Origin of the sequence: Mesotoga sp. UBA5825, assembly GCF_002432955.1 — a bacterium.
Lineage (GTDB): Bacteria > Thermotogota > Thermotogae > Petrotogales > Kosmotogaceae > Mesotoga.
On sequence record NZ_DJHG01000043.1, the window covers coordinates 1 to 12,760 of the forward strand.

11 protein-coding genes, 1 other RNA gene and 1 pseudogene are annotated in these 12,760 nt (G+C 44.8%); 3 read left to right on the forward strand and 10 right to left on the reverse strand.

Annotation, left to right across the window (positions count from 1 at the left end; genetic code table 11):
- Positions 1-52: 52 nt before the first annotated feature.
- Complete coding sequence (locus B3N33_RS04430) at positions 53-1,885, reverse strand: glycerophosphodiester phosphodiesterase family protein (protein WP_292592280.1); 1,833 nt, start codon at positions 1,883-1,885, stop codon at positions 53-55.
- Positions 1,886-2,227: 342 nt separating this feature from the next.
- On the opposite strand from B3N33_RS04430, the pseudogene B3N33_RS04435 reads away from it, so the two are divergent.
- Positions 2,228-3,166 (forward strand): annotated as a pseudogene (locus B3N33_RS04435) (coenzyme F420-0:L-glutamate ligase).
- 352 nt (positions 3,167-3,518) lie between these two features.
- Positions 3,519-3,992, forward strand: coding sequence for a hypothetical protein (locus B3N33_RS04440; RefSeq protein WP_292589020.1), 474 nt, complete (start codon positions 3,519-3,521; stop codon positions 3,990-3,992).
- Here B3N33_RS04440 and B3N33_RS04445 read toward each other — a convergent pair.
- The 4 genes from B3N33_RS04445 to B3N33_RS04460 form a co-directional block, all read right to left on the reverse strand.
- Positions 3,975-4,478: a flavin reductase family protein gene (locus B3N33_RS04445; RefSeq protein WP_099830236.1), complete on the reverse strand. Its 504-nt coding sequence runs from the start codon at positions 4,476-4,478 to the stop codon at positions 3,975-3,977. The two genes, B3N33_RS04440 and B3N33_RS04445, sit on opposite strands and share 18 nt — an antisense overlap.
- Positions 4,479-4,521: 43 nt before the next feature.
- Positions 4,522-4,989 (reverse strand): peroxiredoxin, encoded by a 468-nt coding sequence (locus B3N33_RS04450; protein ID WP_103133747.1) that lies wholly within the window; start codon positions 4,987-4,989, stop codon positions 4,522-4,524.
- A gap of 78 nt (positions 4,990-5,067) precedes the next feature.
- Positions 5,068-5,329, reverse strand: an RNA gene (gene ffs / locus B3N33_RS04455) — signal recognition particle sRNA large type.
- Positions 5,330-5,374: 45 nt separating this feature from the next.
- On the reverse strand, positions 5,375-6,799 hold the full coding sequence (locus B3N33_RS04460) for a phosphoribosylaminoimidazolecarboxamide formyltransferase (RefSeq protein WP_292589015.1): 1,425 nt from the start codon (positions 6,797-6,799) through the stop codon (positions 5,375-5,377).
- Between the two features lie 135 nt (positions 6,800-6,934).
- On the opposite strand from B3N33_RS04460, the gene glnA reads away from it, so the two are divergent.
- The gene (glnA, locus tag B3N33_RS04465; RefSeq protein ID WP_292592282.1) at positions 6,935-8,260 is read left to right on the forward strand and encodes a type I glutamate--ammonia ligase; all 1,326 of its coding nucleotides are present in this window, start codon (positions 6,935-6,937) and stop codon (positions 8,258-8,260) included.
- Positions 8,261-8,578: 318 nt separating this feature from the next.
- On the opposite strand, the gene B3N33_RS13025 is transcribed toward glnA, so the two are convergent.
- From B3N33_RS13025 to B3N33_RS04485, 5 genes are all read right to left on the reverse strand, one after another.
- A complete protein-coding gene (locus B3N33_RS13025; RefSeq protein WP_414674177.1) occupies positions 8,579-8,803 on the reverse strand; it encodes an FmdB family zinc ribbon protein in 225 nt (74 codons plus the stop codon).
- The gene (locus tag B3N33_RS04470) at positions 8,800-10,143 is read right to left on the reverse strand and encodes a TldD/PmbA family protein (protein WP_292592283.1); all 1,344 of its coding nucleotides are present in this window, start codon (positions 10,141-10,143) and stop codon (positions 8,800-8,802) included. The genes B3N33_RS13025 and B3N33_RS04470 overlap by 4 nt, the downstream gene beginning before the upstream one ends.
- Positions 10,143-11,528 carry a TldD/PmbA family protein gene (locus B3N33_RS04475; RefSeq protein ID WP_292589009.1) on the reverse strand — a complete coding sequence of 462 codons (1,386 nt, stop codon included), beginning with the start codon at positions 11,526-11,528 and terminating at the stop codon, positions 10,143-10,145. The genes B3N33_RS04470 and B3N33_RS04475 overlap by 1 nt, the downstream gene beginning before the upstream one ends.
- Positions 11,529-11,616: 88 nt before the next feature.
- Positions 11,617-12,519 carry a DMT family transporter gene (locus tag B3N33_RS04480; protein WP_292592285.1) on the reverse strand — a complete coding sequence of 301 codons (903 nt, stop codon included), beginning with the start codon at positions 12,517-12,519 and terminating at the stop codon, positions 11,617-11,619.
- 9 nt (positions 12,520-12,528) lie between these two features.
- Positions 12,529-12,760: hypothetical protein (locus B3N33_RS04485; RefSeq protein WP_292592287.1), on the reverse strand; the 232-nt coding region annotated here is incomplete at its 5' end.

Here is a 12,760-nt window from a genome sequence, read left to right on the forward strand (position 1 = left end):
ATCGGCATTTTTTTTGAGCTCTGTAACCCAAGGTATTGTCGGGAGTTTCCTGTTAAGTCATCAAAATGCTGAGGACTCTCAGCTGAAAGATCGACATTTCTGCCTGCCTCAGAAGGAGCTTAGACAAAACATCAGGTCTGTCGGTTATTATCGAAGCAACTCCCATTGATGAGTATCGACTCATTGCCTCCGTGTTGTTCACTGTCCAAACATGGACATCTCTCCCCATTGATCTTGCTCTCTGTATGAATCTATCATTCAAGATTGTAGTGGATACACTGTAGAAGTCCACATCTACCGACCAAACGAGGCTGGTCAGATACCCTACAACAAGTCCAATAGGTATCTCTGGAGCAAGCTCTCTGACAGTGGTCAATCTTTCAATACTTGTAGACGTGATGACCACCCTGCTCTCAAAGCCCATCTCCTTGACTAACTCTATCGTTGCCCTAGAGATCTCTGGAGAGTATCCATAATCTTTAAGTTCAATGTTCAATTTCACACTTGGCGGAATCCCGGTCATGTACTGAATGACTTCTGCCAGGGTTGGAACTCTCTCCCCGGCAAACTCATTTGAAAAGCGACTACCTATGTCGAATTCGGCGATATCGGCGTAGGTAAGGGTATGGACTCTTTCTCCGACACTTGCGACCTTTGATAGCGACCTATCATGATTTAGAACAAGCACTCCGTCACGTGTCATCTGTACATCGATTTCGATTATGTCTGCACCATCCTCAATTGCGATTCTAACCGCGCTAAGCGAATTCTCAGGCGCTTTGAATGAACTTCCTCTGTGAGCGGTGACCAAAGGCAGTTCAATCTCGGAAACAACTAGAAAACGACCCAAGTATCCGAAGAAGACTCCCTGAATGACTAGAATGATTAGTAGAGGGAGTAGCCAGGGCCTTCGAATCACAACAGGTCTATCAGCAACAGCATCCTTTCTTAGCAATGTTTGAGAATCAAGGACTTCTCCTTCTTTTAGCGCAAAGAAGAGCCTGGTTGTCAAAATAGAATAAAAGATAGATATCCCTATAGAGACAGCCGTAGTAGTCATTGTCTCAGCTGAAGCGAAAATGGAAAGCTTCAGGATATTCATCGATGTGGGTTCATAGCTCGATCGGATAACAACATCTCTCGTGATCCTAAAGACGAAGGAATTGCCGATTATCAGCAGCAGAGAGGGAGTCCAGAATGCCAACATGCTTAGCAACACCTTCTTTGTGTTGCCGTTTACCAGGCTTGTGCTTGCCCTGAGAGCACCGGCAAATGTCTTTCGATCCAGAACGGCGTAGTGAATCGCGAAAATCCAGGAGACAAGAAGTCTGATCATTATCATCAGTGATATTATCGCTGCCATCCAACCAAACGGTCCAGTAACTACAGATGGATACATTCCGACAGGGAGCTCTCTCGAAAACGCTCTCTGCAATACGGGAAGAATCCTCAATGCAGGCAAAATGCACAACAGGAAGATCCCCGATTTAAATGAAGCTAATCCAAGAAGTCTGGGAAGAATCCTTAGAATCCTCGCAAGCACAGATCTTACTCTCTCTTCTCGTTCTTTGAGCGCGGCAGCCGAAAACTTCACTAATCCGCTCTGTTCAAATGAAAAACCAAGCAGCCACAAGAAAGCCACCGTTAAGACAATGACTAATCCAGGAAAACTCTCTGCAAGACTCAAGAAACTCCAGTCAAAAACCATTTTTCTGCCGGTGAAAGAGAACAGAGAGCCAAGCAAAAGGGCAATTAGTGGTACTGTCAATGAAGAGAAGGCAACCTTCATTAGAACCATGAAAGTCACAGACTTCGAAGGCATTTTCAGAAAAACATGATACATCATCTTTGCCCCTATCTTCGCAATGAGAATAACCTCCCACAAACGCGTCTCTCTTATAATATCAAAATCACCAAACGTCAGGACCGACCAATTTGCCAAACGTTGTATTTTGATATGCGTAACTGTGAAGAAGTTCAATGTATAATCCTTCATATGTTTGCTTTGGATGACAGCTAAAATATAAGAGTACAATGTTATTGATGTCGATTATGATAATTTCAAGTCATTTCGGCTATTGATTCGAATAGGGGTTTTTCAGTACGATAGATTGAATAACTGTTCTTAATTGATTCTTGATGGGGAAGTCATACCTTATTAAAGAGCGGTGATGCTGAAGTGGATAGCACTGTTCTCGAAACCGTTGTAACAAAAGTGAAAGACGGCATGTCTGCAATAACCGTTACTCCAGTGAGACTTATTTCAAGACTTGAGCCCGGTAAGGAGTATCCTTCACCTGGATCTTTTATTCTTCGATCAGTAGAGAGTGCCGGGGAGGTTATTGAAAGTGCGGATGTAATAGTCATCACTTCAAAGATCGTTTCAATTCTGGAAGGAAGATGTTATGAGCTAAGTCAAATAAGGCCCTCGCTACGTGCGAGACTGCTTGGGAAGCTCTTTGGGGAGCAATCCTCGAAAGTAGAATTGATTCTCAGAGAAGGGAGAATATTAGCTGTGTTCCCTTACAAGTCTGTGTTAAAGAACAAGGTAATCAGAAAGAGAATGCAGCAGGTATCAGTTGATCAAAGCAAGAGTGAGAAGGTTATTGACAGCTTTAGAAACGTGTTCATGATAAGAAAATATGGTGTCTATCTTGATGAAGGCGGAATAGATGCGTCCAATCTTCCGAAAGGATGAGTATCTCTCCTCCCAAAAGATCCGTGTGAGAGTGCTGAGAAGATCCGTCAAGAAATCGAACTGCTTACAGGTAAGAAAGCAGCAGTGATCATTACGGACACCATAGCATCGGTTGGGAAGACCGGTTCACTTGATGTCTCTATTGGTTTCTCTGGAATTGATCCTTTATCTAGAGAACATGCAAGAACTGATCTGTTCGGAAAGCCAAAGTCCGGTGGTATGGACATTGTTGTCGACTCCATTGCTGCTTTTGCAGGTACAGCTATGGGTGGCTTTGATGAGTGTTCGCCCATATGCATTGTGCGAGGTCTTAATTATAGATACACTGAAATCAAGTATGACTTTGATTCAATCACATATCCTGCAAGTGTCACAATCAAGTCCTTTATCAAAATGATCATTCCGAACTTGATACTATTGTTAGCGCTGCTAATATCTGTCCCGTTTGGAAGAAACAATCAAACCTAGTCAAATGTAGAATGACAGACTTTTCGAGAAAGCGGTCCGGCAGACAAAATGTTATTGTCGCTTATCCATCGGTTTGCTCCATTCAAATGACATAAGATAGACGGCTCCAATGAAAGATCTAGTTAGCTCGTAATGGATCATAATTAAATCTACTCAAGAGAGAGAGTTAATGCATCAAAATAGAATCTANNTCGTGAACCTTGCGAAGCTCATTTTTTTTGCTTTCGATAATTAGTATTACTTGCAGTATAATAATAATAATGCGCACGCAAATGATTCAATATACGTACTACTTTGGAAAGCTTTGTCAACTTATGGTGAGAGACCATAAGTCTGGAATATTGTTGTCTGGGTGAATGATTTGAAGAAGAGAGAACATGGAGCGATAAGCGTTGTGCAGGCCAGAAGAAGAGAAAAGGCCTACTTGCATTTGACTTCAATAGCTACGGTAGTCGGTTTGCTTTCGGTCAGTCTTATTATCATAGCAAACCAAATGTCGGATAGTGTTCTTCAGAACCCTGAGTCCGTAAGACTAGTCTTCGTCATGGGAGTAGCATTGGCTCCGGTTTCATTCGTAATTTACATCTTTGCTCATATCGCTGCAATAGCTGCCCAAAGAAGGGGATGGAATTTCGTCGTTGGGTTTCTTTCTTCACTCCAAACCATTATCTCTCTTTTCTTTGCCAGAGACATTCTTCTCATCGACTCTTCCTCAAGACTAAGCTATCAGACGCCTAATTGGTCGTCGTATGTACTGTGGTCTATTCTTATAGCGTCTCTTCTGCTAACTTTGACTCTCGGCATTTACTCAAGGAAGAGTGTATGAGTCGGTAATCTCTCCAAATATGAGTGAATGGTATGAGTTATCACCATAGAAAGTACTGGCAATACTTCCATTAAGGGCTAGCGGTGTTAGTGCTTCTTTCGATATGACACGACATTCCAGCACTTTGTCTGCCTCACCTACCACTACAATCGATGGTGAAATTCCCTCTTGAGGGGTTAAGCCTGTCTCTTTGAATTTGTCGAAGTATTTTCCACTTCTTGTTCCGCAGAAATTAAGTGCCTCTTGCCACTTCGCCGACATGAAGTTAACCGAAAAGCCGTCACTGCTCCTGAAGAAATTATGAGTGAATCTGCTTGGCCTGATCATGGTAATAAAAACAGGACGATTCCACGTGTATCCCAAGAAGCCCCAGGCAACTGTCATCAAGTTAGTTTCTACTCCGTCTGTCACACCTATTAGCACCCTTCCTGATTTAAGATACTCCAGTAGCTCGGTCGAGTATTCCGGAAAACTGAATTCAGTCATGCTGACCTCCTATTACAAAAACGACGTGGGGATCCCCCTGTCGCTAAATCCTCTTCAGTTGATTCGCGATCTCTGTGTAGTCAGGCTCAACTCTAGGATCATCTGAGACCCATGTGTAAGCGATCTTGCTATCTCTGTTCACAATGAATACAGCTCTCTTAGAGACAACTAGTCCCTTCACGCCCGAAAAGTCCTGGTGTACTCCTCCGTATTTCCTAGATACCTCCCCTGCTACATCAGACAGAAGTTGGAAGGAAAGGGAATTCTGCTCCTTAAAGGCTTTGTTGGCAAAGGGACTATCCATACTTATTCCAAGAATCACAGCATTCATACTCTCGAAATTGGCCAGCGAGTCTCTGAATGTGCAAAGCTCTTTCTGGCATACACTTGTAAATGCTCCCGGATAGAAAACAAGAACTACTTTCTTGCCTAGATATTCATTGAGTTTATACTCCTTAAGATCCGAACCGAAAAGCGAGAAGTCTTCTGCCTTTTCTCCCTTAAGCAACATTCTATATACCTCCTAATAACCGTCTATAATTGTCATATTAATTCTAGCAGATGATAAGCATGATACATAGAAGAAACACCATGCATCCTCCGTCGACATTGACAACCTGGCCGTATTTGCCATTCGGCTCAGACTGAGCGCCCCCGCGGCACACGGAAGTGCTTGCTTATGGCTGCTTCCTCCCGGACCTGACCAGGTTCGCAAGTTCCCATTGCGCAGGACTCAATCCTCAACACCTTCAGACAAACCGACACCAAACCGGCAAAGCCTCGGAAGGCATTCGGCCCCGCGTATGGCGGATTTCGGGTACAGGGAACCGCCAGCTCCCCGCCTAGCATGGTGTAACTACATTATATATTCTGACTTTACAGCTTTCAAGTGCTCCTTAGTTGTTTAGTCTAGTAAAGTCAATTCCCAAAACGAGTACACTCTTATGAGAATAGGTTCTTCTTGTGCCTGGCAAAATCATTCTTCTAACTCCGGCGGCCTTGAGTCTTGCGAGCACTTCATCGGTAAGATCATTATCTGATGCCATCACCGAATCCTGAAGGTCGAGATTCTCAAAGTCATAATTCATGAGCTCTGAGTAGCTCAGTCCACTCTTCAGAAGGGCGCTCTCACCCTCTCTGAAGATGGATAAGTTGTTCGCTCTATTCACTCTAGAACAGAAAAGAGCAAGCTTATCGTCATTCTCAAGATCGTAGTCCTTCATTTTATATGATAGTTCTCTCACGAAGTAATTCCCGAAGCCTGAGTAAGTCTCTTCTGAGAGAGACACCGCTTCGTGCGCAGGAGCAGTGAGTATCATAATATCTCTTTCGCGTGCAGCAAGAATTGCATCACGGTCGAAAACTCCGCCAAACGCTTCAACCCCGTCCTCGTGAAGCTTCTTGATGGTATCTCCATCAATAGCAAAAGTAGATGCAAACATCGTGTCTGGACCACCTTCCGAATAACCGTCACGTAGCTTGCCGGCAAAGACCTTCGTTATCTTTCCCTTGTCTAGAAAGACAGAGATATTATCACTGTAGTAATAGAGCTCCATGAATACATTCATGTTCCTCAACTGAGACTTCTTCAGCCCCACAGCCGGATTACCGATCTGAACCTCGTCCAATAGGCCGGGTTCTTTTGAGAGCTTCAGGAGGTATGCCTTCTGAGAGGGATTGTCCCCGTACAGAAGCTGCATAACGTACTCCATAACTGTGTAATCATATTTTTCAGAAGCGAAAATCTGAGAGAGCGCCTTATGAATAGACGAATTATAGAGCATTGCCGCATAGATCGCTTTCAGAGCATACCTTCTCCTCTTCAGAAGAAGAACATCGCCACATTCTTCCAGACTCTCTATCACTTCATCATAGTCTGTCGGATCGGAAATGACGACTATATCCCTGTGATTCTTGGCACCTGCCATAAGAAGTGCAGGTCCACTCACATCGATCTCCTTAGAAAGGTTCAACTCATCGGGTGATTTCTTCACTGCAGACTCAAAGGGCTTGAGGTTCAGGATTATTATGTCAAAGGGAAGAATCGAATGTTCCTTCATCTCCGTCATGTGTGAGGGAAGATCCTGGATCGCAAGTATTCCTCCGATTATCCTCGGATGAATCGCCTTAAGCCTCCCGTCAAATATTGATGGAAACCCTGTGTAGTCTGCAACCTTTATTGCATTGATGCCATGATCTATAAGATATTCCGCGGTGTGATCTGTAGCAACTATCTCCACCCCATTAGAGGCGAGATAGCCCGCGATCTTCTCCACTCCCGACTTGTTGTGAACACTTATAAAGGCACGCTTAATATTCATCAGGCACCTCCCTGTGATTAGTTTATCATCAATTTGTACTCCAAGACTTTTCGATTGGTTCGAAGAATCTTATTGAACAAGGCATATACTTTACTATCACATGCCCTTGGGTCGGGCAAGGATAGCGGGGGTAACATGACTGAAAAAGAGCTAATTCAAAAGAGTGAATCTGGGGAAATTGGTTTTGCAAGGCTTCAGATAACAGACATTAACGGGATGCTGAAGAATGTAGAAGTGCCCGCAAGGATGCTGCCAACTATTCTTGAGAAAGGCGCTATGTTTGATGGTTCTTCAATTGATGGGTTCGTGAGAATCGAAGAGTCCGACATGTATCTAAGGCCTGATCTATCGACTTTCGCTTTACTTCCATGGGACAACGGCAACTCTAATACGATAAGGCTGATCTGCGACGTGTACAAACCAGATGAAGTTCCATTTGATGGAGATCCAAGGTATATACTGAAAAAGGTCATCGAAAGAGCGAGAAAGATGGGATTCGAAGCTTTCGCAGGGCCAGAACCGGAGTTTTTCATTGTTAGAAGGGATAGTTCTTGTGGAAAACCCGTTGGCAAAATGCTTGATACAGGGAGTTATTTCGACTTACTTCCCGTCGATGGAGGCGAAGAAGTTCGAAAACAGATTGTAATGTCGCTTCAAGAAATGGAGTTTGAAGTTGAAGCCGCGCACCACGAAGTAGCTCCATCTCAACATGAGATAGACTTCAGATACACCGACATTCTGAAGACAGCGGATAATATTCAGACATTCAAGTGGGTGGTGAAGACAATAGCTATCATGAACGGTTTTCACGCCACGTTCATGCCCAAACCCTTTTCCGGAGTGAACGGATCTGGCATGCACATTCATATGAGTCTCTTTTCTGAAGGCAAGAATGCCTTCTTCAATCCAAGCAGTCCACACGGTCTGAGTACCATTGCACTGAACTTTGTTGGAGGTCTTATCTTTCATGCAAGAGAAATCACCTCAATAACTAACCCCACAATTAACAGTTATAAGAGGTTGGTGCCTGGTTACGAAGCTCCTGTAAACATTTCCTGGGCTCTGGGCAACAGAAGTGCGATGATCAGAATTCCCAGCACTAGAAAAGAAGGTACCAGGCTGGAATTCAGGAGCCCTGATCCCACATGTAATCCCTATCTTGCACTTGCTCTTACACTCGCAGCCGGGCTGGACGGGATTGAAAAAGGTATTGAACCACCAGTCCCAATAGATGAAAACATCTTCAACATGAAGGGATCAAGAAGGAAGGAGCTTATGATAGAAAGCCTTCCGGGCACTCTCTGGCAATCTCTTGAGTTCACAAAAAACAGCGAATTTGTTAGAGACACTCTAGGCAAGCATGTCTTTGATACTTTCATGAGATCTAAAGAAAGCGAATGGAGCGAGTTTTGTGCTTCGGTAACAGACTGGGAAACCAGCAAGTATCTTGAGCTCTACTAGTGAAGTCTAGCCTCGAACATTGTCGATATCTAAGAAGGAACTCGACAGCTGAATCGGTGAGAAGATGCCTAGAATGCTTGGGTGTCTCGTAAACGCTTGGTCACACTGCTTGCAGGCCAAAGGCTAGACAATTTCTTCGGTTGTCTTTCCGGGTCAGAACGACCCGAAATATATGAATCGAAGCGATCGGCCAGAGATTTTGAATGCAGAACGGAAGCGACAAAAACGAATAACTGAAAAGAGCTTTAAAGGTAAACACAACTGGAAACCGGAGAACAAAAAAGCCCGGGGATCCCCGGGCTTGTGTTCATAAAGAGTTCAATTGCCACAAGTAGAGCAGCTTCCACCAGAGCAGGATCCGCAGCTTTCGGAACCTGAAGAACAGCCAAAGCTTGAGATGTTGGTTATCTGCTTGGAGAGGCTGCCCCCACATTTCTCGCAAGGGGGCACCTGAGAGTCAATCTTCAGAAGAAGGCTCTCTTCATTACCGCAATCTTCACAGACAAACCTGTATAAAGGCAAATAACACACCTCCCTTATCACTCAGATGCAACATCGATTTCGTCCACCAGCACTGAAGGAGAAGTAACACGATAAATGGAGGAGATTGGATCGCACCCAACTTCAGCAATTCCATTATAGACCTTCAATATGTTTGAGGATATTGTGAACTGCTCAATTGGATTACTGATCTTACCGTTTCTGACATAGAACCCGCTGGCACCAAGAGAAAACTCTCCTGAGACCTGATTTGTTCCTGAATGCAGACCCGTTAAGTCGGTCACAAATATCCCTTCTCCCATAGTCTCGAGAAGTTCGTCAAAACTCTTCTCTCCTCTCTCAATAACAGTATTGACGGGAGCAATGGAAGGCTTTGCTCTGTGAGTTCCTCTCACTGAATTGCCTGTTGACTTCTTCCCATCCTTTTTCGCAGTTCTCAGATCATATAAGAAGGTCATAAGTTTTCCATTCTCCACGATCGCTTTCTTGGAAGTCGGAAAGCCTTCGTCATCAAAAGGCTTGCTATAGGGACTTTCGGGCAGTAAAGGATCGTCATAGACAGTCAGCCTGCTTGATCCAATTACTGTTCCCTCTTTTCCCTTCAAAACCGAAAGCCCTCTCTGAACGTTATCTGCTGAATACATAGACATGAAGGTCCCAAATAACTGTCCAAATACGTCGTTCCTGAAGATTACTCTGTACCTTCCGCTCTTGACTTTTCCAGCACCCAGCTGTTCCACCGCTCTCCTGGAGGCCTCGTGACCGATTCTCTCGACATCAAGCTCCTCAGGTCTTCTAACAAGTGAAAAGGAAAAGCCCGTCTTCTTCGATTTCTCATCTTCCGCAAGGCTCACAACGACAGCAAATCCATAATCGCTCTTATACGTTTTGTTAAGACCTAGGGTGTTGACGATAACAAGTTCCGACCAGCTGTCTGCAGTTCTGCAAGTTGGAATCATAACGATTCTCTTGTCGTAGTCCAGCGCCGATTTCTCCAACGCTATCACCGTATCGATCTTTTCCTTGACTGATTTCTTCTGAAAGTCTCCTGAATAACCATCGAATTGCGCATAATCGCCCGATCCATCGTGAAACACATATACATCTTCTCCACTTGCTACAGAATAGTTCTGAAAAGCTTCATCGACCAGCAGTTCTGCAGCTTCTTCGCTAAGAACCTCGGAAAAAGCAGCTCCGATCTTTCCGATCTTAAGTCCTCTGAAGTACACTTCTGTCGAACTGGCATCCTTATACGAATCTATTTCGCCGTTCAGAGAGCTCAACTGGAATTCTCCACCGCTTGAGTAATATATTTCGGATTCCTCGAACCCTCTCTTTCTGGAGATTTCGAAGGCTTTGTCAGCGAAAGTCTTGATATCCATCAGTTTCGCCCCCCAACTATCAATTCAGACACTTTCACAGTGGGCTGACCTACATCGGCGGGAATCGAGCCAGAGATAGATCCGCACATTCCCTGACCTCTCGCCAGATCATTACCGACCATGTCTATCTTCGTGAGAACCTCATCGCCCTTCCCAATTAGAGTCGCACCGCGTACCGGCCTGGTTATCCTGCCGTTCTCTATCATGTAACCTTCCATAACTGCAAAGTTGAATTCACCCGTGGATGGCATCACGGAACCGCCTCCAAGGGATTTTGCGTACAGACCGTAGTCTGTTGCTGCGATTATTTCCTCCGGATAGTACTCTCCCGGAAGGAGGAAGGTGTTGCTCATTCGAGATGTCGGAGCGTATGTGTAATCCTGCCTCCTGGCACTTCCAGTGGGCTCCATTCTCATCTTTATCGCTCCGAGGCGGTCAATCATGTAGTTTTTGAGGATTCCCTTGTCTATTAGAAGATTCCTTCTTGTCGGTGTCCCTTCGTCATCTACATTTGCCGATCCCCAAGCATTAGGTATCGTCGGGTCGTCTACGGCAGAGACACATTCATTTGCTATCTTCTGTCCCAGTTTCCCTGCAAAGACCGACGCCCCTTTTGCTACTCCGGTTGCTTCCAGGGCATGACCACATGCCTCATGGAAGATAACCCCGCCAAATTCATTGGAGATTATGACAGGCATCTTTCCCGCAGGCGCATACTCAGCCTTAACCATCCTGTCGGCGATTCGAGCAGCTCTTTCACCAGCGGCCCTCGGGTCCTTGATATTGAAGAACTCAAACCCCATTGCACCTCCCGGACCATAGAAACCCGTCTCCATATTGCCGTTCTTGGTAGCAACAGCGGATATCGCCAATCTTGTCCTTGAACGGTGATCCTGCGCTTTAACTCCTTCGGAGTTATAGATCCAGACATTTTGATCATACTCGATGTAATTCACGACAACTTGAGATATTGTGCTTGAGAAAGTCGAAGCTCCCTCATGAGCAAGCTTCATAACACCAACTTTTTCCTTTTTCGGAACGCTTTCGGGTGCATGAAGAACCGGACAAAGATCAACGTACTCTCTCTCTCTGAAATCAATTACGGTATCGACATCTCTTTCTTGATCAATGACCGCCTTAAGCCTATCCGCAACTTTCATAAGACCATCAAGTGAAAGGTCGTTTGTGTAAGCATAGATACTTCTTGTCCCCTTAAAGGCTCTCAATCCTGCTCCAAACAATTTCCCCGAAACGCTTCCTTCCACCTCACCTTGAACCATGCTTATACTTCCCGTGTATCTATCTTCCAGGAAGATTTCTGCAAAATCCGCTCCGCCAGACAATATCTTAGTGATAACCGCGGAGTATGCTTCATCTGAATACATGATGCACCTCCATTCTTGTTAGGTATTCTTACTATTTTACAACATTATGAGTAGTGAGGTACGTGTAATTAGAAACTCGCTTAAGAATCTATAGTCTATGACGCCTGAAAAGGCTTCTGGCGGCAGCATATTTCAGCGCTATCGGTTTTCCGGAAAGCCCCCTCACAATGAATCTGATAGTTATAGCTCCAATTACTATGGCTCCTCCAATCATTGGTAGTTTTCCCGGGACCTCTCCCATAAAGAGAAAGACCCATAGTGGGCTGAGAATCGGTTCTATCATGAGTATCAGGACTGCTTCCAGTGCAGTAGAATGCTTAATCGCTTCTGAATAGAAAACATATGACAAACCAAGCTGTGCAACACCCAGTATAATAAGGTTTACCCAGCCTGAAAGACTCGGAAGAGAACCGATAAGAAAGGGAATCCCAACAACGGCAGTAAGGATATTTCCTAGCAGCACAGACTCTATCGGAGACCCATCCTTTTGGAGTCTCATAAATACGTTGAACAGAGCGAAAGTAACTCCGCTAGCTACTGCCATAATGTTTCCAACCATACCTCTGCTATCGAGGTTTTCAAAGAAAAAGAGCGCCATGCCTCCGAAGGCAGTCACAATGGTAATCCAATCAAGAAGCCTGACCCTTTCCTTCAAAATCCAGGCGCTTAAAAGCGCAACATATATGGGAGCAGTCGACTGCAGCAAAATCGCGTTTGCAGCTGTCGTCATTTTATTCGCTGAAACGAACAGGATCACTGTGATTGTGTAGGCTAGAGCCGAGGCTATCTGCGAAAAAGACCAGGTGAACTTTGGTTTTCCGAGAGCAACAAGTATTACTAAGGAGGCAATAATACTTCTCATTCCGGAAATCGCAAGTGGATTTGAGTCTACATTTTTGATCAACAGACCTCCCGTACTCCAGAGAAGACCCGTAATAACTAGGAAGAATGTCGACTTGGCCTTAATAGACTTCTTGTTGCCCCGGATCATAAATTAACCTCAAATATTGAGCGTAAAGTCCCATGGAAGAAGAATACAACAGACACTCTTGGTTGACAAGCTGCCAATCATTGAGACTTCGACCGTACCGATGCCGTCGTTGACGTGACCGGGGTTGGGGATTGCAGGTTGAGGTGTGCCAAGCGAGATCACTTGGCCGTTGAATGGATTTCCGTTCTCCGACAAGAGAGAATGAGAAAGAGCGGAATAAGACGCAAGGCGCCGAAAGAAC